This window comes from Flavobacterium adhaerens (genome assembly GCF_040045115.1).
In the GTDB taxonomy this organism is placed as follows: Bacteria; Bacteroidota; Bacteroidia; order Flavobacteriales; family Flavobacteriaceae; genus Flavobacterium; species Flavobacterium adhaerens.
Window position 1 is genome coordinate 329,102 of sequence record NZ_JBDLZX010000004.1, and the last position, 23,373, is coordinate 352,474.

The window sequence follows — 23,373 nt, forward strand, 5'->3', positions numbered from 1 at the left end:
TATCATATTCTTTGTTTTTTTGTAAATTTTATAACTTTATTAAGTTTTAATTACAGCTTTTAATTTGAAAATAGCGAAAAAATGAATTTTTGTGCAATCGATAACATTGATTGTTTTTAATTAATTTTTTTATTTATTTTTACCAAAATAATTGTATATCACAAATTTTAGAATGGATCAAAAAACAACAATCTACGATATTGCAAAAGCCTTAGATATTACGGCAGCTACAGTTTCAAGAGCCTTAAATAATAATCCTAAAATCAGTGAGGTAACTCGTCAATTGGTGCTCGAAACGGCAACCAAGATGAACTACAAACAGAATAAGTTGGCACAATCTCTTCGTTCAGGAAAGAGTAAAAATGTAGGTGTTATTGTACCTCGTATTGATAGTAACTTTTTTGCTACTGTAATTAGAGGGATTGAAGAAGAGTTACATCCAAATGGATATCATGTTATAATTTGCCAAACACAAGAGGATGAAAATAGACAATCTGAGAATATTACTACTTTATTGAATGCCCAAGTTGATGGAATTTTAATGTCTATTTCAAATGTTTCTCAAGAGAATGATCATGTGATTCAAAATGTAGTCAATAAAAATGTGCCTTTAATCTTTTTTGATAGAAAGAAAAAAATGGATGGTGTTAGCTCTGTTACTATTAATGATTTTGAAGGAGGGTACTTGGCAACTAAAAACCTTATCGATCAAGGGTGTAAGCGAATTGCTCATTTGACAGGTGATCAGTCTTTAGAAATTTTTGTCAATAGAAATTTAGGGTATCAAAAAGCACTTTCGGATCATGGAATGGAGTACAATGGTGATTATGTTTTTCAGACCAAAAGTAATGTAGATGCGGGACGCCAAGCTGTTGATCGATTGTTGGCTTTGCAACTGCCTCCAGATGGGATTTTTTCTTCGAGTGATTTCGCTGCTTTGGGGGCAATTCAGGAGTTGAAAGAGAGAGGTATAAAAATTCCCGAAGAGTTTTGTGTTTTTGGTTTTGGAAATGAACCTTTTACCCGTTTTATGGAATTGTCAATTTCATCGGTCGATCAATCTCCTCTTGAGATGGGGAAAATGGCAGCTAAGGTTTTTTTAGAACAGATCAATAATAATGACAAAGTTAAGATTGAAAAGAAAGTGGTATTAAATCCCGAGCTTCATATTCGAAAATCATCTTCTAGAAATATTTAGTGAAGTAAGTTAGTATATAAACAAAAAAACTCGCCTTAAAGCGAGTTTTTTTGTGGTTTGTTTGAAAGTTTTATTTTAGATAAGAAACTAATTTTTCAAAGGTATTGATTTCTTTTTCAATGGCACAAGATGAAATTATTGTGGTTTCTAAATGTTCAGTAGGTTTAGAAATCAATAAATATTGAGTCCCATCATCAAAGTTTTTGGTGTAATCTTTAGGATTGTACTTGATTGCGGCTCCAATTTCTACCTGTGATGCTGCTACATCCTCAGGGTGTAATCCCCATACAGCAATGTAATTTGGTCCTTTGTCAGATTTGAAATCTTTAAAATAGTTCACACCAGTAACAAATTGTACTTTGCGTTTACTCAAACAAAAAGCTTCTACTTTTGCTTCTCTTTTTCCAGAAAAAACGGTTACACGAACCAGAATATCAACTTTATCCCCTTTGTAAGGAACATCTTTTGATATCATTTCCATCCAAGAAGTAGTGTCTGTCTTGCCTACACGAGCTAAACGATTGCTAACAGGATTCAATGGAACTACTTTTTCGCCATCCCAAAGTTTTACTCCTCCAAGACCAACGGTATTGGCTACTTTATAATAATCGGCTCCCCATCCTTCTTTTTGTTGTTCTGGGGTTGGATACCAATTGGCTTTTTTGAGTTCTAATCCTAAATTAGGTTTAGAATATACATCGATTGCTACTTTTTCGCTAAAATATATTCGTAAAGCCATCCATTCGTTTTCGATGGCAGGGCCGTGATGTCCTATGGTTTTGTATAAATCGCCAGTGTCCGACCCAATATCGCTTAAATAGGTAATCTTATCCGACTTCATATACAAACTCGTATCTGTTTTATTTTGTCCAAAACTAAAACAGCAAAATAATAATGATGCAATTAATGGTATTTTCATAACTATATTTTTAGGGGTTAAAAATGAACTATAAGAGTCAATAATTCTAGTTGAAGTAAAAAAGCTGTTAGAAAGTAAATCCAACAGCTTTTTAAAACAATAATAATAATCTAAAAACTAACTTTGGTATTATAATGATACGCCTCGTTTCCAAGGGATAAACACATCTTGTTTCAGCTGATCTGCTTTTGTTTCTACGTTTCCGCTTGCCAATTCTATAATATAATCTACAATTTCAGCTCCAACTTCGGTAATGGTTTTTTCGCCAGTAATAACAGTTCCCGCATTCACATCGATAATATCCGACATTCTATTAATTAATGCTGTATTAGAAGAAATTTTTACAACAGGTGCAATCGGATTTCCCATTGGGTTTCCTAAACCTGTTGTAAATAAAACAACTGTTGCTCCAGCTCCTACTAACCCTGTTGTACATTCGGCATCATTTCCGGGTGTATTAAGCAGAGTTAAACCTGGTTTGGTAATATATTCACCGTAGTCTAAAACATCTACTACAGGCGAAGTTCCTCCTTTTTTAGCAGCTCCTGCAGATTTCATGGCATCGGTGATTAATCCGTCTTTGATGTTTCCAGGAGACGGGTTCATATCAAAACCTGAACCAGCATCTACAACTGATTTTTCAAAAGCTTTCATCAAAGTTAAAAACTTATCTGCTTTTTCTTCATCGACACAGCGGTTCATTAATTCTTGCTCAACACCACATAATTCTGGAAACTCTGCTAAAATGGTTTTTCCTCCCAAAGCGGCAAAAATATCCGAAACCACTCCCAATGCAGGATTAGCAGAGATTCCGGAGAATCCATCTGATCCTCCGCATTCCAAACCAATACTTAGTTTTGAAATAGGAGCTGGTTTACGTTCAATTTTGTTAGCTCTTTTAATAGCTTCATACGAATCTTTAATCACCATTTGAAACATTTGATCGGTGGTTCCTATTTGTTGTTGCTCATAGATCAAAATTTCTTTATCGCAATTAGGGCTCATTTCTTTTAGAGCCTTTTGAAAAATATCAATTTGCAAGTTTTGACAACCCAAACTCAAAATTGTTGCACCAGCTACATTTGGATTATTTACATAACCAGCTAGCAGTTTTGCTAATAATTCCGAATCTTGTCGAATTCCTCCACAACCACCTTGATGATTGATAAATTTTACTTCGATATTGTCTAATAAATTCTCGTTTGAAGATCTTTCAGCAACTTCTTCTATGCTTTTTTCTTCAATTAGAGAGCGTAATAAGTTTTTATAACCAACTTCTTTTTTGGGTAACAATTCGTTTTCGAAAATATCTTTCAGTTTTTCGATATTTTTGTTTTCACAAAAAACCAATGGAAAAAACAACCAAACATTTTTGGTTCCAACTTGTCCGTCTGCACGGTGGTATCCGTTGAAAGTTTTGTCTTTCCAGCGATCTACATTTGGAGGTGTCCAGCCTAAATTTCCGTTTTTGCCAAAAACTTCTTCACTTTGATGTTTTACATTTTCGGTTGTAATTACTTCTCCTTTTTTTATTGGTTTTACCGCTTTTCCTACCAAGACACCATACATAATGATATCATCCCCAATTGCAAAATCGTTCTCTGCGATTTTATGTTTGGCTCTAACATCCGTTGTGGGTGAAACAGTAGTTCCTTCAAATGCAATTTGTTCGTTTTGTACCAAATCGGTCAAAGCAACGATTAGATTGTCAGCCGGATTTACTTTTATTAATTTCTTTTGCATGATCCTAAATTTTTGAAGTTTTAGACTAAGACAATTTTTGTATAATTCTCGTAGCCTTTTACAATTCCATTTGCATCTATTTCGTTTAATGCAACTATCAAAGCTTCCGATAAGCCTTCGATTTTTGTTAAATCTTCACCCCAGAATTCAGTGTTAGCTAAAACTGTATTTACAACTGAATCGAAGTTTTCTAATTGCCAAGCATTTTTGAATGCTTCAACCAATTCAGGAGTGTCTTTTACAGGTAACTCCTCATTATTCCAAGTTCCTTTATAGAATTGTAGTAAACAAGCTAATGAAAAAGTCAATGCTGTTGGAACTTTTTTGCTAGCGTTATAATGTCCTAATAAACTAGGTAAAACTCTTACTTTAAATTTTGAAATCGAATTTAAAGCAATATCAGCAAGTGCATGTTTGATAAATGGATTTTTGAAACGATCCATTACTTCTTCGGCGTACGCTTCAATTTCATTTTTGTCCATGGCAAGCGTACCGCTAATTTCACTTATTACTTTATTTACAAATTTCCCTGTAAAGTCACCATTAACCGTTTCCATTACTAATTTGTTTCCGTATAAAAGCGATACAGGAACCATTGCGGTATGTGCACCATTCAAAATACGAACTTTAATCATTTTGAAAGGACGTATGTCATCAACAATCTTAACATTCAAATCTGTTTTATCGAAAGGTAATTTTTGTTTCAAATCTTCACCACCTTCGATTGCCCAAAGGAAAAATGGTTCAGCAGCAACAATTAAATTGTCTTGATAGTCTAATTTGTTATTGTATTCTTCAATTTCTGCTCTTGGATATCCAGGAACAATTCTGTCAACCAGAGTGTTGTGGTAGGTACAAGCTTCTGAGACCCAAGTTTTGAATGAATCCTCTAATTTCCATAAATCAGAGTATTGTAAAATATATTTTTTTAAAGTATCTGCATTGTAATCGATCAACTCACAAGGAATAATAGCCAATCCTTTAGCTGCATCTCCATTAAAATGTTTGAATCTTTCGTGTAATAAAAGAGTCAATTTTGCTGGAAAAGAAGCAGGAGGTTGCATATCGGGAGTATCTGTATTAACAAATTCAATTCCAGCCTCGGTAGTGTTAGAAACGATAAATTGAAGTTCTGGCTCTTTAGCCAAAGCTAAATAATCAGCAAAATCACTATATGGATTTATTGCTTTTACTACATTATTGATTAATTGAATATCTTGAATTTTTTCACCTTTTTTGATTCCATTCATAAACAAGGTATAAAGACCATCTTGATCGTTAATCATGTTTACCATACCGTCTTTTAATGGTTGTACCATTGCAATACCTGCATTGAAATCTACTTCTTGATTTAATCTATGGAATGCGTAATCAACGAAAGCTCTCAAGAAATTTCCTTCTCCAAATTGAACAACCTTTATAGGTTGTAATTGTTCTAATCCTAAATTTTTTCTATTTAATTTTTTCATTTTCTATTGCTCTATATTATTTATTGACTCTTTTTATGAAGAGTCACTTTTTGAATTGCTATAATAATAAGCGACTATTTTTCTAATTTAAAATTGCTTAACCCTTTAATGAGGATAGGGGATTAAACTATTAAGACTAGTAAGCAAGTCGCTTATTTAAAAAAAATATCAATTTTTATCTTTAAGTTTATTATTATCGAAATTCGGCAAAGAAAAGTTTTTTAGTAAAGTCGAATTAGATGATAATTTTAAGATTGATTATTAAAATTTAAAATATTCTTTGGCATTATGGTAGCTAATGTCCGAAACCATTTTGCCTATCCATTCCATGTCGTTTGGCAGTTCGCCTCTTTGGATTTCATCTCCCAAAAGATTACATAGTATTCGTCTAAAATATTCGTGTCTAGGGAAAGATAGGAAGCTTCTAGAATCAGTTAGCATTCCTATAAAACAACTAATTAAGCCCATGTTCGAAAGAGCATTTAATTGTTTTGTCATACCATCTTTTTGATCCAAGAACCACCATCCAGAACCAAATTGTACTTTTCCTTTAACGCTTCCGTCGTTAAAGTTTCCAATCATGGTTGCCATAACTTCGTTATCGGCTGGGTTTAGGTTGTAAATAATGGTTTTGGTAAGTTTGTCTTTGCTGTCTAAAGCATTTAAGAAAGCAGATAATTTTTGAGCTTGAGGATAGTCTCCTATAGAATCCCAACCAGTATCAGGACCTAAAATTCTATGCATTCTAGCATTGTTGTTTCGTAATGCTCCTAGGTGAAATTGTTGTACCCAACCGTATTCGTGATAGGTTTCGGATAAGAATAGTAGAATGGCACTTTGGAATTTCAGTGTTTCCTCAGGTGTCAACACTTGGTTTTCTCTTTTTCTTTTGAAAATTACATTGATTTGATTTTCAGTGAAATTTTCAAAATAAATTTGATCCAATCCGTGATCGCATAATTTGCAACCATTTTTATCAAAATAGTCAATTCTGTTTCTTAATGCAGTACATAAATCTGTAAAAGTATTGATAGAAATTCCAGCTACTTCTCCTAATTTGTTAATGTAATCGTTGTAACCATCTGCAGAAATTAATATTGCTTTATCTGGTCTAAAAGCTGTACTCACTTTTGTTGTAAAATTGCCTTTTGCTAATTTTTGGTGAAATTCCAAATTATCAATCGGATCTTCGGTTGTACAAACAAATTCGGCATTTACTTTTTTAAGTAAATTTTGAGTACTGTAGGCAGCAGAATTTACTTTGGCCGAAGCTTCTTCGTAAATTCTCTCTGCTGATTTTTCATTCAATAATTCATTGATATCAAAATAACGAGCCAATTCTAAATGCGTCCAATGGTATAATGGATTACGCATGGTGTAAGGAACTGTTTTGGCCCAGTTTAAAAATTTATCTTTATCTGAACCATTTCCAGTTATAAATTGCTCATTGATTCCCAAAGTACGCATCGCACGCCATTTGTAGTGATCTCCGTTTATCCAAACGCTTGTAATATTGTCAAAGATTTTATCTTCGGCAATAAATTGTGGATTTAGATGATTGTGGTAATCTATAATTGGTTGATTTTTAGAATAATTGTGATACAATTCTTCTGCAAATTTATTCTCTAATAAAAAGTTATCGTGTATGAATGATTTTGTACTCATGATTTTTTTTCTAAAAAAATTATTCTTCGTTAGCAGGTTTACCGATAGTTGCTAGTATTCCACCATCAACATACAAAATATGACCGTTTACAAAATCACTAGCTTTTGAAGACAGGAATATTGTTGCGCCAGCCAAATCATTAGGGTCTCCCCATTTAGCTGCTGGTGTTCTACTAATAATAAAATCATTAAAAGGATGACCATCTACACGAATTGGAGCAGTTTGTTCAGTAGCAAAATAACCAGGTCCAATTCCGTTAATTTGTAGATTGTATTTAGCCCATTCTGTAGCCATGTTTTTGGTCAACATTTTTAGTCCTCCTTTTGCGGCAGCGTATGCTGAAACAGTGTTTCTACCCAATTCACTCATCATAGAGCAAATGTTGATGATTTTTCCTTGACGTCTTGAAATCATTCCTTTGGCAACATGTTTTGAGACGATGAAAGGGCTTACTAAATCTATATCTACAACTTCTCTAAAATCAGCAACTTCCATTTCTAACATTGGAATACGTTTGATGATACCAGCATTATTTATCAAAATGTCTATTGGGCCAACTTCAGCTTCAATTTTTTGAACAGCATCCATTACTTCATTTTCTTGGGTTACATTGAATTTGTACCCCACAGCATTGATTCCTTCGCTTTTAAGTAATTTCACAGCATCGTCAATCTTTTGTTGAGACGAATTTCCATTCACTACAATTGTGGCTCCAGCATGACCTAATCCTTTTGCCATTGCCATACCTAATCCGTGAGTGCTTCCTGTGATTAAAGCAATTTTTCCTTGAATGTCAAATAAGTTTGTCATTGTCTTATCTTAAATCGGTTATTTTACAAACATCCATATCTCCGTAGTCTAAGTTTTCCCCAGCCATTCCCCAAATAAAAGTGTAGTTGCTAGTTCCAGAACCTGAGTGTATTGACCATGGTGGAGAAATAACAGCTTGATCGTTATTCATCCAGATGTGTCGGGTTTCTTGTGGTTGTCCCATAAAATGACAAACAGCTTGGTTTTCTGGAATATCAAAATAAAAATAGACTTCCATACGGCGGTCGTGCACGTGAGCAGGCATCGTGTTCCAAACACTTCCAGGTTTTAGTTCGGTCATTCCCATTTGTAATTGGCAAGTAGTTACCACACTTCCAATAATCATTTGGTTTACGGTACGGTGGTTGGCAGTTTCCATGGTGCCTAAATGCAATTTATTAGCTTCGACCAAACTTACTTTTGTAGTAGGGTATGAGGTGTGTGCTGGTGCAGAATTGATATAAAATTTTGCCGGATTATTGGCATCATCACTTTTAAAAATAACTTCTTTGTTTCCGCTTCCAATGTAAAGGGCATCTTTAAAACCTAATTCAAAAGTTTCTCCTTCAACACTTATTGAACCGTTACCTCCTACATTGATGATTCCTATTTCTCTTCGTTCCAAAAAGTAAGATGCCTTAAGTGGATCAATTGTTTCTAAAACTAAATCTTTTTTTACAGGCACAGCAGAACCTGTTATGTATCTGTCATAATGAGAATAAACGAAAACAATTTCGTCTGCTTCCATTAAATTATCAATTAGGAATTCTTCTCTTAATTGTTGAGTATCATATTTTTTGACAGCTTCTGGGTGAGACGCGTATCTGGAACTGTATTTTGTCATAATTTAAATTTTAGTGTAATCGATTGCACAAAAATATATTTTTTAATTTAAAAAGCAATAACTGTTGTCAAAGTTTTATCAATTCGGAATGTTATAATTCAACTTTTTTCATCTTAGGAACTAAAATGTGCATAATAAGCCAAGCTAGTAAGTAAGAAAACCCGCAAATACAAAACATAATAAAATAACCAGTTTCTATTTTTCCTATTTTAGTATAATAAACAAACATGTTTTTTTGTACCAGTAAGGTTAATAATATCCCTCCAAGAGCTCCGAACATTCCTCCAAGTCCCGTAACTGATGCTGTTGCTTTTTTAGGAAACATATCTGATACAGTCGTAAAAATATTAGCGCTCCAAGCTTGGTGTGCAGCTGTTGCTAAACCAATAACCAAAATGGCTAACCAAATATTCATTTTTCCTAAATATTGAGCAAAAATTACAGGAACCACCGCAAATGCATATAGTAGCATACTTGTTTTTCTTGCTTTATAAGCAGACCAATTATTGTTCATTAATTTTAACGGAAGCCATCCTCCTCCGATACTACCAAAGCTAGCAATCGTATAAACCAATGCACTTGGCCAGATAATCTCGGTTGCAGATAATTTGTATTCTTTCATTAAAAAATCGGGTAACCAAAATAAATAGAACCACCAAATAGGATCTGTTAGTAACTTACCGATTGCAAAGGCCCAAGTTTGTTTAAACGATAGTAATTTTAGCCATGTAACTTTGTTTTGGTCTTCTGTATTTTCTTCAATTTTTTGTGATTGATCAGCGTTTATATATTCTAATTCCGCAGTTGAAAGCCTTTTTTGTTTTTCTGGAACTTCATACAAAATAAACCATAGAATTAGCCAGATAAAACCAATGACACCTGTTAAAATAAATGCCCATTGCCAACCAAAATGTTCGGCTATTTGAGGTACTGTCAAAGGTACGATAATTGCACCAATGTTACTTCCTGAATTAAAAATACCAGTTGCTAATGCTCTTTCTTTTTGCGGAAACCATTCGGAAGTAGCTTTTATAGCAGCTGGGAAATTTCCGGCCTCAGTAACTCCCAAAAAGATGCGGGCAATAATAAAACCTCCTGTTCCAGTAGCGATGGCATGGGCAACAGCGGCCAAACTCCATAATCCTGTTGCTAATGCATACCCAATTTTGGTTCCTAATTTATCAATAATTCCACCTGCAATTAGCATCCCGAATGCATAAGCTATTTTAAAGGCTACTTCGATATTCGAATAATCAATGACCTCTTGTTCTGGAGTCCAGTTAAAAGCTTCGGCCAAATAGGGTCTTAAGTAGCTGATTACGTTGCGATCTAAATAGTTTACAGTGGTTGCAAAAAATAATAGACTACAAATGGTCCATCGGTATCTTCCTATAGATGTATTCGCTTGATTCATAAATTAGGTTTGGTTTTGGTTACTGATGTTTTTATAAATCAGTTATTGGGCTGTATTTAGGTACTAATGTTTTCATTACGATCCAACCAATTAGGTAACACACGGCACAGATTGAAAAGATGATAAAATAACCAGCTTCAATCCCTTTGAATCCCATAAAGACCATTTCGCTTTGACTGCTGTAATCAAATAACATTCCAGATCCTTTGTTGATTACTGTTGATCCAATGCCGCCTGCTAATCCGCCAATACCAGTAATGGTTGCGATTGCTTTTTTAGGGAACATATCACCAACAGTGGTAAAAATATTTGCAGACCAAGCTTGGTGTGCTGCTCCAGCAATACCAATGATGATTACAGGAAGCCAGTATGAGATGTATCCTAATGGTTGTGCTACTAAAGCTAATAATGGGAAGAAAGCAAAAATCAGCATTGATTTCATACGACCTTCATACGGATTCATTCCTTTCTTTTCTACATAGTAAGTTGGTAACCAACCGCCAATGATAGAAAGTAACGTAATCATATATAAAACAAATAAAGGGAAAGCTGCTTCAGTAGAATCCATTTTGTAAACAGAACTTAAATACGCTGGTGTCCAGAATAAAAAGAACCACCAAACGCCATCGGTCATGAATTTTCCGAAAGCAAATGCCCAAGTTTGTTTGTATTTAAAGCAATCTATAAGTACTACTTTGGTATTTGTTTCTGGTGTATAGCCTTCAATTTTACTATCTATAAGATTGTCTTGTTGTATATAGGCTAATTCTTCTGGAGTAACTTTAGGGTGTTTTTCAGGTTTATCATAGATAAAAATCCAAAATCCCATCCAAACAAAACCTAATGCACCGATGATAATGAAGGCCATTTCCCATCCAAATGATTTAGCGATAAACGGGATAGTTATTGGTGCAGCCAATGCACCCACTGTAGCTCCAGCATTGAATATGCTAGTAGCAAAGGCTCTGTCTTTTTTAGGGAAATATTCGGCAGTGGTTTTAATTGCTGCAGGGAAGTTTCCAGCCTCTCCAACAGCCAAAATAAAACGCGCAAAAATAAATAAGGTCACACTAACAGAAATAACAGTTCCTGTATCTTTTACAGTTGCGATGATTTCTTTAGAGCCTTCAAATCCAACCATCCAGTTTCCGGTTATGATTCCGGAAGTGGCGATACCACAAAAGGCATGTAAACAAGCTCCCAAAGACCAAATTCCAATAGCCCAAAGGAATCCTTTTTTGGTGTCCATCCAGTCAACAAATTTACCAGCAAACAATAGCGACACAGCATAAAAGATGGAGAATAAAGCAGTAATATTTCCGTAATCGTTGTTTGTCCAATGAAATTCTGGTGCGATAAAATCACTCCAAGTTAAAGAAAGTACTTGTCTATCTAAATAATTAATGGTAGTTGCAAAAAATAACATGGCACAAATTGTCCATCTGTATTTACCTGTGTTTTGATTATTCATTTAAATGTTTTTAAAATTTAATATAGATTTGAGCTGTTGAATTTATGTAATCGATTACACAAAAATAGTTTTTATTTTTATATATACAATTTATTAACTAGTTTTTTTTTAATACAATAATATTTTGCTTGTTTTTTTGAGACGAGAGTATTATTTGTCCTTAAACAATCGGTTGTCTTGAGAAGGAAAGTTAATTAATTACACCAAAAATTAAAAACTTTGTATTTTAGAAGTAAAATAAATCTTTCAGAAGAAATTCGCCCTTTCTTTTTTTCTCTTTTAATTTTTTGACGATTTTAAGAAAAGCGATTGCGGTGATGTAAGCATCTCCCATAGCAGTATGGCGGTCTTTTTGAGAAATATCAAATTTTGCCGCTAGATCATCAAGTGTGTAATGATCTTTATAAACTAATAAGTTAGACTTGATAAGTGTTTTTTTGTATAAAAAAGCAGTGTCTAGTGTTTTGTTTGTCAATATTGGAAGTCCGTTGCGTTCTAATGCTCTATTGATCATCGTGATGTCAAATAAGGTATGGTGCGCAATAATAATGGAGTCACCAAGATAGGCGACAAACTTTTGCAAAACCTCTAATTCAGAGGGTTTATTCATAACCAAATCTTTTAAAATACCATGAATTTGAACACTATTTTTATCAAAATGTTCTTGACTGATGTACATTTCAAATCCTTCTGGAATCGAAATGACACCGTTTAGCAAAGTAATGGCTCCTATGCATAGGATACGATCATTGTCATAATCAAAACCAGTTGTCTCCGTATCCAAAACGACAAAACGATTATGCTCGACAGGACATAGTAAAGATTCGTCAATTTCTTTTTTGGAGAGACCAAGGAGGTCCAATAATTCTGCTTTCGATTTTTTAAAAAAGTTCTCCATTACAATATATTTGAAGGATTAAAACGAATAGAAATTATTCCTTGCAACTCTTTTATCGTTTTGAAAGTGCTTTTTAGTTTTATTTTTTCTAGTTTGGTTAGATCACCTAGCGCAATATATTGACCGGAATCATTATGTAAAAGCCCTTGTTTGGTTCTAAATTTCAACAGTGCTTTGTAGGCGTAAGCACATGATAAGTACAACTCTCTGTTTTGTGGTTCTAATTCGGCTAATTTTTCAAAACGCTCAGGAGTATTACTAATTGATTTTACAGAATGAGATAAAATTAATACTCTGGCAGCATCACTTAACGGCATCAAGGCTCTGTTTTTGATATCAAAAAAATCTTTGTTTGCACCGTCTTGTTCCAATAAAAATTGTCTAAAAAAACCTGTAGGAGAGGGACTTTGCAATGCGCCACTAACCAAATGAAGATAAAATACAGGATTTGCCTTTATGTCTTCTAAGATAAAATCTGATAATTTGTTTGCTAATTCGCTATCGCCATAGGAAAGACTATAATCAAAAAAGATAAAGGACAAAAGCACTTCGTCTTTTCCGGTATTGGTAATCCAATGGTGAACTAGATTTTTCCATTCGCTCAGACTCAGACACCATTTTGGGTTAGAAGCCATCATTTCGGCTGGACAATAATCGTATCCTATTTCAAACAATCCTTTGTTGACATGAGTGGCTAGGGTCAAGAAATATTTTTTGGTTTTTTCTTTCATTTCCTCGGCAACGTCTTCATATACCAATGCATTATCTTGATCGGTTTGTAGCAATTGTTCGCTTCTGCCTTGACTTCCCATTGCCAACCAAGCAAATTTTACTGGCGGAGGTGTTTCCATTTTTTTCAATGAAATAGCGATTACCTGTTGGATGCAAACATCATTCAATTCGGTTATGATTTTTGATGTCAATGTCATCGGGATATTCTGATCCAGATAACTTTGCAATAATTGCATAATACTGGTTCGTATAGGTTTTATTTCTTTGAATTTTTTGGCTCTTTTTACAGCCTTTATCAACACTGCAGGGTTGTTTCCTAGTGAAACCATTACATCATGTTTGGACAAAATACCAACCGCTTTGGTATTAGGAGTGCCGTCTTTGGTCAAACAAATATGACTAATATTGCTCTTCATCATAGCCATTTGCGCTTGTGTAGTAGTTAGTTTATTGGGGTAGGTTATAACTGGGCTGGTCATAATTACTGATGCAGATGCTGTGATTGGGAATTCGCCTGTAACAATTTTATCTCGTAAATCCTTATCGGTTATAATCCCGATAGGAAGTTTATCTTCTACTACAAGTATGGCACCCACATTTTTTTTGGTCATTGTTTGTGCAATGGTTTTGGCAGGTGTTGCCGACGAACAAGTAACTATTTTTTTAGAATATTTTACAGGCTGAACGTCTAATATTTGAGGGTCATTATCCAGAAGATCACCAGCCAAAGTTTCGCCATGTAATTTTTTGGTGTGGGTTTTCGAATACGGATTGAGCGTATTGGCTGCAAAGCTTTGAATCAAGAAATTACCCACGGCTTTGTTCTCTAATGCATAGGGTCTAAAGAGGTCTATAGGAATTGCGTAGATAATGCTTTCTTCATAGGCACGGGCTTCCATTTTGTAATTTTCATTTGTGATAAGGGGGCGTAACCCGAAGATGTCTCCTTCGTCACACATGTCTATAATATTGTTCTTTGGACTTTTTCTAAGTGCAATTGCTCCTTTGTGTACTACGTAAAAAGAGTTGTGTGTGTCTTCATTTTCGGCAAAAATCACACTGTCTTTTTCTTTATAAACAATCGATATTTGTTCCGAAAGAAGTTCGATGTCTTTTTGATTTAAAAATGTAAAAGGAGGGAAGCTCTTAAGGAAATCTGCGACTCTATGTGATATGGTATTTTTCATATGGCGAAAATAGGGTTGTTCAAACAAATATAATACGTAAAAAAAGCATAGTTGTTTTCAGGAACTGTGCTTTTTGTTTTTCAATCGATTTTGAAGCTAATCTCGATGAATATAAAGAAACACAAAAGCGTAATAATTAAGTCAACGTAATTATCAAAAAAAAGCTAAAAGTAAAATTCCCTTCTCAAAACAAATCATAATTATTGATTGTATTCTAAATTGTACACATCAACGGCCATGATAAGAGCATTTTTTATAATATCTTATTTTTTATTTTTAGACATCTTCATATTTATAATTTCTACAAATAGAGAAAACGAAATAGCAAAATACAAATACCCTTTTGGAACTGGCGTCACATGGCTACCCAAAATAAGCGCATTCGATAAGTGAGCACTTTCCGTGATTAGCATAAAACCAATTAATATCAAAAAGGATAATCCCAAAATTTGAATTGATGGATGATTGTTTACAAAATTTCCAACTGGTACTGCAAATCGCATCATGACCAAAACCGAAATTATCACTGCCGTAATCATAATATATAGAGCACCTTCTATGCCATTTGTCATTCCTACAGCTGTCAAAATACTATCAAATGAAAAGACCAAATCGATCATGATGATTTGAAAAATTACATTCTGAAACGACTTTGTGGCCGTTTTTCCTAACTCTTTCTCCTCGTGACCTTTTTCATCGACTTTTTCTCGAATTTCATTGGTGCTTTTATAGATCAAAAACAGGCCGCCAAATAGCAAAATAAGACTTTGTCCTGTAATTCCTGCTTGTAACCATTCCCAGTCTATTGTAAACCAAGGTTTTTTCATTTGAGTCAATAAATTTATACCAAACAGCAATGCAATTCGCATAAACATCGCCAAAAACATCCCTATTTTTGTCGCTTTTTTTCGATCTTCTATGGCTAGTTTTCCAGTGGCAATTGAGATAAAAATTATATTATCAATTCCTAAAACAATTTCCAAAAAAGTCAATGTTAATAAGGCAATCCAAGCATCAAGGTTTAAAAATATTTCCATTATATATCGTTAGCGGTTTTTTAATTATGTAAATCGGTTCAAATTTTTTAATCGGTAATTTTTATTACGGTTCCTTTTTGTTTTGAGTCTGATCCTAAAATACCAAACTCAAATGTGTATGAATCTTTCGTTGTTGTCAATATTTTCATTGAAATTGACTTCTCTTCGGACTTGTTTTTAGGGTGTTTCTTTTTTAAAATGTATTCGCAATCATTCACCCATCGAATCGTTGCAGTATCGGTTTTGCCTTCAAATGTTTCTATTTCAATGCTGTCATTGCGCTCAAAAATGGTCGTTTTTTTTACCCCGCCAATTTCATGTTCAAACTTGAATTTTCCGGTTTTAAAATCTTGACAGTTGCGTTCGGCATCATAACACGATGCCAATAAAAGTAAGGTAAGGAGCAATAATAATTTTCTCATTTTTTTATTTTTTTTTGTTGCTTTTCTGAAAGATGAAATCTTGATTCTCAATTCTGAAACCTACTTCATTCTTCTAAATTCTTCTTCAGTAAAATTTTTTATCGATTTTTCTTGGGCAAATTTATCGGCATTATAATTTTTAGATTTGTTTTTTGGAATCGATAAGCTATTCCATTCGCTTTTTTTTAACTGTTTGGCATAAAAAACGATTTGCCCAATATGATATGGATAATGAGCTAGCTGTCTATTTATGGCTTCAATTACTGTATGACCTTCATTTCGAATATAAATTATCGCTGAGAGTTGCTCTGGTTGTAAGCTTTCTAATGCTTGCAAGAAACAATTCCAACCCTTGTCCCAAACATCCCAAAGTTCTTCCTTGGTTTTTAAATTGTTTTCAAATTCGGCATCTCGGTTTCGGGTTTCTTTTTCGCCATCTGTCGTTAAAAAATCCGTCCAGCGCGAAAGCATATTGCCCGAAAGATGTTCTACAATCACTGCTATACTGTTCGTGTCATCATTAGTGGTAACAAAAAGTTGTTCAGGAGTTAGTTGTTCCATCGCTTTTTCTCCTAACATTTTATAATAGAGAAACTGCTTTTTTACACTTTCGAGATATGAGGAGGTTGCATTCATAATCAGACAATTTTTATATCGTATTTATCTAATAATCCAGCAATTCCTTGAGTCGAAAACTGTGCTTTTTTCATTGGATTAAATTCTGGATCAATTATATAATTATATGCCGTTTTAAAATTAACTGATGCTAATTGTGTGTTGTTAAAGAGTGCTCCATCTAAATTACAATTGTCAAAAATAGAATTCGTTAAGTTTGTTCCTTCAAAAGTGACTTCTCTTACTGAACAATTGATAAATTTTGTCTTCGGCATTTTTTTATTTGAAAAATGACTGTAATCCAAAGTACATTCTTCAAAATGAACTTGAAACAAAAAATCATCACATTCGTTAAAAGCGATTCCTAGAAGTTTACAATTTCTAAAAGTCACATTTTTTAGTCCAGTTCCTGCAAAACTCAGCATTGCTAGATTACAATCTACAAATTCGCAGTCTAAAAAGGTACTTGAATTAAAATTAGTGTTAGAGAAATCACAGTTTTTAAAAATGCAATCTTCAAATTCGCGATTGCTGACTTTCTTACCGGTATAGGTATTTTTTTCAAATGTTTTTTGAATATGTATTAAATCTTCCATTAGTCTTTAAAAATGCCTTTTACAATTGTTTTTAAACCCACAAACGCCAAGTAAATTGATGCCAAACAAACAATTATTCCTATACCTAAAACCAAGTAATGCCAATTGGTATGTTGGTTCATAAAAGCATTGTATATGGCAACTGGCCCGATAAACATTAGTGGCAATGCACCAGTTAGATATTTTACACCTTTTGCGAATAATTCTTTCTCTGTCATATTATTGTTTATTGTAAAAATCTACTGCTTTACGAACGCTTCCGTGTGTTTTAAGTAATTCAGAGCCTTCCTCATAACTTACAGGAATTTCTTCCATAATCATTTTGACACCACGATCAACAAGTTTGTTGTTACTCAATTGCATATCGACCATTTTGTTGCCTTTTACTTTCCCCAGCTGAATCATAGTGGCTGTCGTAATCATATTCAGAACCAATTTTTGGGCAGTTCCGGCTTTCATTCTAGAGCTACCTGTAACAAATTCTGGCCCCACAATAACTTCTATTGGAAATTTTGCTGTTTGCGAAAGCGGACTTCCTGCATTGCAAGAAATACTAGCTGTTGTAATGTTATTTTCGTTGCAAGTTTGTAAACCTCCAATAACATAAGGAGTTGTACCCGAAGCTGCGATTCCTACCACAACATCTTTTTCATTAATGGCAAAGGCTTTTAAATCTATCCATGCCTGAGTTGCATTGTCTTCGGCATTTTCAACGGCTTTGCGAATAGCAGTATCACCACCGGCAATGATTCCTACTACTAAATCAAAAGGCACTCCAAAAGTTGGAGGACATTCTGACGCATCCAAAATACCTAATCGACCCGATGTTCCTGCTCCAATATAAAATAATCGACCGCCAGTTTTCATCTTGGCAACGATTTCGGTTATTAATTTCTCAATTTGAGGTAACGCATTTTCTACGGCAAGGGGTACTGTTTGGTCTTCTTGATTGATGTTTGTAATTAGTTCTTTTACGGACATTTTTTCAAGATGTTCGTATTTAGAAGATTGTTCGGTAGTTTTGGTAAAAGTCATCATTTTTAGGGTTCTAACACATGATAAATCACGGTTTGTTTGTGTTTACAAACTTAAATAAATTACGTTGTAAGTGTTCAAGTAATCAGAAGTTTTTAAGCACTTAAATCGGCTTTTTCGTTTTTTTTGTTGGTCATGAGTCCAAACATCATTACCAAGGCACACAAAATGATAACTTGAATAATTAGGGAGTTGTTTACCAGTTCTATAGCTTGATTGTCTGGGATAGACATGAATAATAAAATGGTAATCAATCCTCTTGGTGCGATAAATAAAATAGGGCGAATGTCTATTTTGAAAATTTTGAGAATTACATAACGCAAACCAAATATTGAAGCGGTAATTCCTGCTGCCCAAACAATGGTTTCGTTATTGAGTAATTCTTTGGTTTCGATTAAAAAGCCAAATAATAAAAAGAATAAAGCTCTAATCAAAAAGGCTATTTCTGCGGTTACTTCTTTGAATTTGTGTACCTCTTTGTTTAGGATCTCTGGTTTGAGTTTCTGAATAAATTTAATCGATTTTAACTCGTCTAGGTTACCCAGAAAAATTCCAAATAATAGGATAAATATCAAACCTGGCAAATGGTATATTTTTGTAATAGAGTAGATAAGTACAATACTTAGGATGATTGGAATAAACTTTACAGTGTGTTTTATTTTACTCAATAAAAAAGCAAGACCCAAAGTCATAACAAAAGTCAGCAGTAATATTGCTACTATTTCTAATATGAAGTTACCAATAGATTCGCCTCCAATTTTATCGTTTAGCGTAATGAAATTGAAAAAAATTACCCCGAATATATCCGATAAACTACTTTCGTAAGTAACGAATTCTTTGTGTTTTGAAATTAGATTTTGTGCACTCGGAATGGCAATGGCACTACTAATTACGGCTAGTGGAATAGCATTGGCCAAACCAATTTTTATAGAAGTATTGTCGTAGTATTGAAACGTAAAGGCTAAGCCAAAACTTAAGATGAGGATCAAGATAATCGAAATCAACGCAGTTTTGCCTATAAGTGATAATTTGGAATGGTTGAGTTCTAGTTCTAATGAGCCTTCCAAAACAATTAATATCAGCCCGACTGTTCCTAATACGGATAATATTGAGGTCAAATCCGGAACTGGTAATTGTAATGCATCTGTTCCTTGTTTTACTGCCCAGCCCACAAGTAATAATAAAATGACTGAGGGAATCTTTGTTTTTGCCGAGGTAATGTCAAAGATATAAGCTAGTAATAATAAAAGGCAAATGGTAATAGTTATCGAAGTAGTCATTTTAATTAGATGTCTATTTTATATGGTGTAGCCAAACTCTGCTACTTTGTAAATATAATAGATTTGTTATTTAAAATAAAACTCGATTCAATTGTTTTAAATCAAATGACTGTTAAAGTTGCTCAAAGGATCTGCTCTTTAATCAATTGTTTTATTATTGGGGTAATTTTTTTGAAGGCAAAATGATTTCATGACAGGAATTGATGCTAAAGTTCTTCATTTGTCTTGTAAAAGATGATTTGCATAAAAAACAAAAACTTTTTCTGTATTTCAAAAAAGGAAAGGGACAGAAAAAGTTTTTGAAAAAAAAAATAAACTAACTTGAGATTTTATAATTTGTATTTCAAACTTGCCATTACTTGACGAGGTGCGATTGGATTCACACTGTAATTTTCGTGTACGGTGTAATTCAATTCATTTGTAATATTAGATAGTTTTACTAATAGAGATATTTTTTTCCAATTATATCCAGCAGAAACATCAATAGTCGTGTAACCACCAATTGGAATTTCTCTGTGGTAAATTCCGTCAGGATATTTTACAGGGTCAGAATTATTATTTTGATTATTCCAACCTACAATTCGATCACCTATATAATTTCCTATGGCTCCTACAGATAATCCTTTAAAGAAACCAGTTGGCAAAGTATAAAAGAAACTTAGATTGGCTGTGTTTTGTGGAGTTCCTACTAAACGATCACCTTCAACAGGGCTTCCGTTTAAGCCTGATGTTTTAGAGTAACGATAATCATTGTAGCTGTATCCTGCTATAATACTTAAGCCTTCTGTAGGGTTTGCTGTAATATCTACTTCAACTCCTTTACTTTTAGTCTGTCCGTTTAAAACTTTTATAGAGGTATCAGTGTTAGGTGTTCCGTCAGCTTTAAATTCTGCAGTTTGAGCTAAATTGTTGTTGGTGATTTGATAGACAGTTACATTGGTACTAAAAAGACCTTTCAAGAAATCGGTTTTGATACCAGCCTCATATTGATCTATAATAGATGGTTCAATTGGTTGTAAATCTACTGTAGTTCCTGTATTTGGTGTAAATGAATTGGAGTAGCTTCCGAATAAAGAGATGTCTTTTGTTGGTTGATAAACAAGTCCAATTTTTGGAGAAAAGGCATTGTCTAGTTTTTTTGCACCAACAGTAGGAACTGTTCCTTCAGGTATTCCGTCTCCAGCCGTTTCTTTATAAGTAGTTACTTCTGATTCTTGCCAAGACCAACGAATACCAGCCAAAACTTTGAATTGTTCAGTAATTGAAACTAAATCTTGAAAATAAACTCCAAAACGATTAGTGTCAGTATTAGCTATTTGGGTATTTCTCGCATTTGGTTCATCTGTTCTTTGATTGTTTGGATCAAAAGTATAAAGATTAATAATGTCGTAAACACTAGGGTTGTAGGTTACAGGAACATCTCCAGGCTTGCTTGTTACTAATACTTTTTCATTAAATGCAAAGGTATAAGCGGGAGCAAATGAATTTTCCCAATCAGCACCCGTAAAGATTTGATGTTTTACGCTTCCAGTGTTGAAATTCCCTTGTAAGCTTAATTGATCAGCAAAAATATGCTCAAGGTTTTTGTTTTGAACTAAACTTCTATTCCAATCACCAGTTGGTGTTATACCTGATAATTGAGCTGTAGATTTTTGTGTTCTATTGTACGATTGGTAAGAAGCGTTGAAATTTAATTTCCAGTTTTCGTTAAAATCGTGGTTTACAAATGCTGATGCGCTAGCTGATTTTGTATTTCCTCTTGACCAAAGTGCGCCATAATACATATTGCGAGGTGCGTCAATTATGATGGAGTTGGTTGCTGGTGCAGGATAACTGATAGCTCCTGTTCCAAAATCAGGTGTCCAATCGGCATCCAAATAATCTCCTTGTACTGTAATTTGTGTTTTATCTGAAACGTTGAAAAGTAACGATGGGTTTACATATAAACGTTCGTTCTTAACTACATCTCTAAAGCTTTCTGAATTTTCATAAGAGGCATTGATTCTATAAGCAATAGATTTATTCAAAGGCCCATAAAAATCAATAGATGGTTTGTAATAGGCATAACTACCAGCTTGCATTGATACCGATCCTCCTTGTTGGAAAGAAGGTTTTTTGGTTACTAAATTCAATACACCACCAGGAGCTACATTTCCGTATAATAAAGCAGAACCTCCTTTTAGGAATTCAACTTTTTCTAGACCAGATACATCTGGAATAGATCCAGAATTGTAACGGAAACCATTTTTTAGCATATTGCTTGCTCCCATGCTATAACCTCTGGAAGAAAAAGACTCTTGAGCTCCACCACGAGCCGAACTTACATTAATACCATTGGCATTTTTAAGTACTTCGCTCAAACGTATGGCTTGTTGTTGTTCGATTACTTCGGCACCAATAACTTGTACGCTTTGAGGATTATCCATTGGTTTTAAACCTGATCGAACTGCTGTAGCTGGTTTTTGGTGTTTATTACCGTTTACTATAACTTCATTTAATTCTTGTCCATTTTTTTTCTTGACAGTGTCATTTACATAAGAGTAATCTTCACTGTTGTTTGTTTTTTGATTATTACTCGCTACATCTTGTGCTTGACTGTTTAAACCACACAAAATGAGTGCGAATGGGAGTAAAATAGTTTTCATGTTGTTTATTTGGAATTAATAAAAATAACGGCGCAAATGTACAACCTGAATCTAGTTCTTACAAATTAATTTAGATTAAATATTAATAATTTTTTTGTAGTATTTAAATGACTGATTTTTAATCAATTATATTTGTTTTTAATGTGCAAAAAAGTGAAATAATCATGAATTTATCAAATTTTTACTTTTTTGAATTATAAGAAAATGCCGAAAAAAGTCTAATGTTTGTTTTTTGAATGTAAAAGTTGATTCTTTAAACTCAAAATGATGTTGACTATTTTACTTTCTTTTTTCTAAGTCTTTTTTTGTACTTGAATACGTGTGAATGCTATTGGGGTAATGTTTTTGTATTAGTTCATAAAAATAAAGAGCACTTTTAGTTTGTTCTCTTTCAATGCAAAAATTTCCCATCCAATCTAGGTAACTTTCTGTTGGAGCAAAAGTGAATCCTGTGTCTTTTGATAATTTTGCGTATTGTTGTTCTACTAATAATGGATTTTGAATAGCTTCTTTTACTTGAACTAAATGCTCTTTGAAAATAAAACGCAACCCATCATATTCGGATGGAATAGGAATGGTGCCATGATCTTCATTTTCATAAAACTTAAATGACCAGCGAAGATTTTTGGGATTCAGTTCTGTTAATAGTTTTTCAAATTTTCGGATGCCTCTAGCCATATCGGTTGTGGTATCTTGTGGAATACTTATTTTATTGGCCATGGCTACATAAATGTTTCGATTTTCAAAATCTTTTATGCTAAATATAGAATCGGCTTTTTTAATCAAATACTCATCATCCCACCATAAACTTGGATCGATAATAGTATAAGCATTAAAAAGTTTGGTGTGATGCAATAAGATATTTACAGCTGTTAATCCTCCAAAAGAATGACCATTCAAAACATTGTATCCAGAGGTTCTATAATTCGTATCAATATAAGGGCGTAATTCTTTTTCTAAAAAGGCAATAAAATTATCGTTACCTCCACTTTGTTTAAAGAAAGGTTTACTCTTGTCATAAAAGGCCTGACGATTGGCTTCTGTTGGGGTTAAGTCTCTAGTGCGATTAGTATTACAAATTCCAACTACTATCATTTGTGGAATCATAGCGTACGGTCCTCTGGCTAAGGTTTGCTGGATTCCAGTATAAGAATGAAAATTATTTTCGGCATCCAGTAAGTACACTACTGGATATTTTGCAGGTGTTAATTTTTTATTGTTGTAATCGGGCGGGAGATAGATCCAAACGGTTCTTTCTTCATTTAAAACTTTTGAAAAAATTCGATGCTTACTGCCAATAACAATGCTGTCCTGCGAAAATGAATTGGTCAAATAGAAAACGACGAATAGGAGGGAGAGTATTTTTTTCATTGAGAATGTTTTAAATGTTTT

General features: G+C 33.7%; 20 protein-coding genes. 1 reads left to right on the top strand and 19 read right to left on the bottom strand.

The window, feature by feature from the left end; genetic code table 11:
* Window positions 1-172: 172 nt before the first annotated feature.
* Complete coding sequence (locus ABEB18_RS07720; protein WP_348798647.1) at window positions 173-1,198, top strand: LacI family DNA-binding transcriptional regulator; 1,026 nt, start codon at window positions 173-175, stop codon at window positions 1,196-1,198.
* Window positions 1,199-1,268: 70 nt separating this feature from the next.
* Here ABEB18_RS07720 and ABEB18_RS07725 read toward each other — a convergent pair whose 3' ends face one another.
* The 19 genes from ABEB18_RS07725 to ABEB18_RS07815 all read right to left on the bottom strand — a co-directional run bounded on the left by ABEB18_RS07725 (window position 1,269) and on the right by ABEB18_RS07815 (window position 23,352).
* Window positions 1,269-2,117 carry a DUF4861 family protein gene (locus ABEB18_RS07725; RefSeq protein ID WP_348798648.1) on the bottom strand — a complete coding sequence of 283 codons (849 nt, stop codon included), beginning with the start codon at window positions 2,115-2,117 and terminating at the stop codon, window positions 1,269-1,271.
* 129 nt (window positions 2,118-2,246) lie between these two features.
* The gene (locus ABEB18_RS07730) at window positions 2,247-3,860 is read right to left on the bottom strand and encodes a UxaA family hydrolase (protein ID WP_348798649.1); all 1,614 of its coding nucleotides are present in this window, start codon (window positions 3,858-3,860) and stop codon (window positions 2,247-2,249) included.
* Between the two features lie 20 nt (window positions 3,861-3,880).
* Window positions 3,881-5,329, bottom strand: coding sequence for a tagaturonate reductase (locus ABEB18_RS07735; RefSeq protein ID WP_348798650.1), 1,449 nt, complete (start codon window positions 5,327-5,329; stop codon window positions 3,881-3,883).
* A 261-nt stretch (window positions 5,330-5,590) separates the two neighbouring features.
* Complete coding sequence (gene uxaC, locus ABEB18_RS07740; protein ID WP_348798651.1) at window positions 5,591-6,994, bottom strand: glucuronate isomerase; 1,404 nt, start codon at window positions 6,992-6,994, stop codon at window positions 5,591-5,593.
* Window positions 6,995-7,013: 19 nt separating this feature from the next.
* A complete protein-coding gene (locus ABEB18_RS07745) occupies window positions 7,014-7,805 on the bottom strand; it encodes a gluconate 5-dehydrogenase (protein WP_348798652.1) in 792 nt (263 codons plus the stop codon).
* A gap of 4 nt (window positions 7,806-7,809) precedes the next feature.
* The gene (gene kduI, locus ABEB18_RS07750) at window positions 7,810-8,649 is read right to left on the bottom strand and encodes a 5-dehydro-4-deoxy-D-glucuronate isomerase (protein ID WP_348798653.1); all 840 of its coding nucleotides are present in this window, start codon (window positions 8,647-8,649) and stop codon (window positions 7,810-7,812) included.
* A 91-nt stretch (window positions 8,650-8,740) separates the two neighbouring features.
* Entirely contained in the window at window positions 8,741-10,063 is a 1,323-nt protein-coding gene (locus ABEB18_RS07755; RefSeq protein ID WP_348798654.1) for an MFS transporter, read from the bottom strand.
* A 31-nt stretch (window positions 10,064-10,094) separates the two neighbouring features.
* A complete protein-coding gene (locus ABEB18_RS07760) occupies window positions 10,095-11,534 on the bottom strand; it encodes an MFS transporter (RefSeq protein ID WP_348798655.1) in 1,440 nt (479 codons plus the stop codon).
* 226 nt (window positions 11,535-11,760) lie between these two features.
* A complete protein-coding gene (locus ABEB18_RS07765) occupies window positions 11,761-12,432 on the bottom strand; it encodes a 3'-5' exonuclease (RefSeq protein ID WP_348798656.1) in 672 nt (223 codons plus the stop codon).
* Window positions 12,432-14,351, bottom strand: a complete 1,920-nt coding sequence (locus tag ABEB18_RS07770; RefSeq protein WP_348798657.1) for a DUF294 nucleotidyltransferase-like domain-containing protein — start codon at window positions 14,349-14,351, stop codon at window positions 12,432-12,434. Before ABEB18_RS07770 ends, ABEB18_RS07765 begins: the two co-directional genes overlap by 1 nt.
* Before the next feature lie 263 nt (window positions 14,352-14,614).
* Window positions 14,615-15,388, bottom strand: a complete 774-nt coding sequence (locus tag ABEB18_RS07775; protein ID WP_348798658.1) for a TerC family protein — start codon at window positions 15,386-15,388, stop codon at window positions 14,615-14,617.
* Between the two features lie 47 nt (window positions 15,389-15,435).
* Window positions 15,436-15,810, bottom strand: coding sequence for a DNA topoisomerase IV (locus ABEB18_RS07780; RefSeq protein WP_348798659.1), 375 nt, complete (start codon window positions 15,808-15,810; stop codon window positions 15,436-15,438).
* Between the two features lie 60 nt (window positions 15,811-15,870).
* Window positions 15,871-16,446, bottom strand: coding sequence for a DUF1572 family protein (locus ABEB18_RS07785; RefSeq protein WP_348798661.1), 576 nt, complete (start codon window positions 16,444-16,446; stop codon window positions 15,871-15,873).
* A gap of 2 nt (window positions 16,447-16,448) precedes the next feature.
* Window positions 16,449-17,021: a pentapeptide repeat-containing protein gene (locus ABEB18_RS07790; protein ID WP_348798662.1), complete on the bottom strand. Its 573-nt coding sequence runs from the start codon at window positions 17,019-17,021 to the stop codon at window positions 16,449-16,451.
* Window positions 17,021-17,239: a DUF6095 family protein gene (locus tag ABEB18_RS07795; RefSeq protein ID WP_348798664.1), complete on the bottom strand. Its 219-nt coding sequence runs from the start codon at window positions 17,237-17,239 to the stop codon at window positions 17,021-17,023. Before ABEB18_RS07795 ends, ABEB18_RS07790 begins: the two co-directional genes overlap by 1 nt.
* A gap of 1 nt (window position 17,240) precedes the next feature.
* Window positions 17,241-18,056 (bottom strand): N-acetylmuramic acid 6-phosphate etherase, encoded by an 816-nt coding sequence (murQ, locus tag ABEB18_RS07800; protein WP_348798731.1) that lies wholly within the window; start codon window positions 18,054-18,056, stop codon window positions 17,241-17,243.
* Window positions 18,057-18,151: 95 nt separating this feature from the next.
* A complete protein-coding gene (locus tag ABEB18_RS07805; protein WP_348798665.1) occupies window positions 18,152-19,336 on the bottom strand; it encodes a cation:proton antiporter in 1,185 nt (394 codons plus the stop codon).
* Between the two features lie 329 nt (window positions 19,337-19,665).
* Entirely contained in the window at window positions 19,666-21,981 is a 2,316-nt protein-coding gene (locus ABEB18_RS07810) for a TonB-dependent siderophore receptor (protein WP_348798666.1), read from the bottom strand.
* 279 nt (window positions 21,982-22,260) lie between these two features.
* Window positions 22,261-23,352 carry an alpha/beta hydrolase gene (locus tag ABEB18_RS07815; RefSeq protein ID WP_348798668.1) on the bottom strand — a complete coding sequence of 364 codons (1,092 nt, stop codon included), beginning with the start codon at window positions 23,350-23,352 and terminating at the stop codon, window positions 22,261-22,263.
* Between the last annotated feature and the right edge of the window lie 21 nt (window positions 23,353-23,373).

Coding starts and splice junctions, on each gene's coding strand:
- ABEB18_RS07730 (WP_348798649.1), bottom strand. CDS start 3,860: ATGCAAAAGAAATTAATAAAAGTAAATCCGGCTGACAATCTAATCGTT.
- kduI (WP_348798653.1), bottom strand. CDS start 8,649: ATGACAAAATACAGTTCCAGATACGCGTCTCACCCAGAAGCTGTCAAA.
- ABEB18_RS07810 (WP_348798666.1), bottom strand. CDS start 21,981: ATGAAAACTATTTTACTCCCATTCGCACTCATTTTGTGTGGTTTAAAC.
- uxaC (WP_348798651.1), bottom strand. CDS start 6,994: ATGAGTACAAAATCATTCATACACGATAACTTTTTATTAGAGAATAAA.
- ABEB18_RS07780 (WP_348798659.1), bottom strand. CDS start 15,810: ATGAGAAAATTATTATTGCTCCTTACCTTACTTTTATTGGCATCGTGT.
- ABEB18_RS07760 (WP_348798655.1), bottom strand. CDS start 11,534: ATGAATAATCAAAACACAGGTAAATACAGATGGACAATTTGTGCCATG.
- ABEB18_RS07785 (WP_348798661.1), bottom strand. CDS start 16,446: ATGAATGCAACCTCCTCATATCTCGAAAGTGTAAAAAAGCAGTTTCTC.
- ABEB18_RS07755 (WP_348798654.1), bottom strand. CDS start 10,063: ATGAATCAAGCGAATACATCTATAGGAAGATACCGATGGACCATTTGT.
- ABEB18_RS07815 (WP_348798668.1), bottom strand. CDS start 23,352: ATGAAAAAAATACTCTCCCTCCTATTCGTCGTTTTCTATTTGACCAAT.
- ABEB18_RS07770 (WP_348798657.1), bottom strand. CDS start 14,351: ATGAAAAATACCATATCACATAGAGTCGCAGATTTCCTTAAGAGCTTC.
- ABEB18_RS07720 (WP_348798647.1), top strand. CDS start 173: ATGGATCAAAAAACAACAATCTACGATATTGCAAAAGCCTTAGATATT.
- ABEB18_RS07725 (WP_348798648.1), bottom strand. CDS start 2,117: ATGAAAATACCATTAATTGCATCATTATTATTTTGCTGTTTTAGTTTT.
- ABEB18_RS07765 (WP_348798656.1), bottom strand. CDS start 12,432: ATGGAGAACTTTTTTAAAAAATCGAAAGCAGAATTATTGGACCTCCTT.
- ABEB18_RS07805 (WP_348798665.1), bottom strand. CDS start 19,336: ATGACTACTTCGATAACTATTACCATTTGCCTTTTATTATTACTAGCT.
- ABEB18_RS07790 (WP_348798662.1), bottom strand. CDS start 17,021: ATGGAAGATTTAATACATATTCAAAAAACATTTGAAAAAAATACCTAT.
- murQ (WP_348798731.1), bottom strand. CDS start 18,056: ATGACTTTTACCAAAACTACCGAACAATCTTCTAAATACGAACATCTT.
- ABEB18_RS07745 (WP_348798652.1), bottom strand. CDS start 7,805: ATGACAAACTTATTTGACATTCAAGGAAAAATTGCTTTAATCACAGGA.
- ABEB18_RS07735 (WP_348798650.1), bottom strand. CDS start 5,329: ATGAAAAAATTAAATAGAAAAAATTTAGGATTAGAACAATTACAACCT.
- ABEB18_RS07795 (WP_348798664.1), bottom strand. CDS start 17,239: ATGACAGAGAAAGAATTATTCGCAAAAGGTGTAAAATATCTAACTGGT.
- ABEB18_RS07775 (WP_348798658.1), bottom strand. CDS start 15,388: ATGGAAATATTTTTAAACCTTGATGCTTGGATTGCCTTATTAACATTG.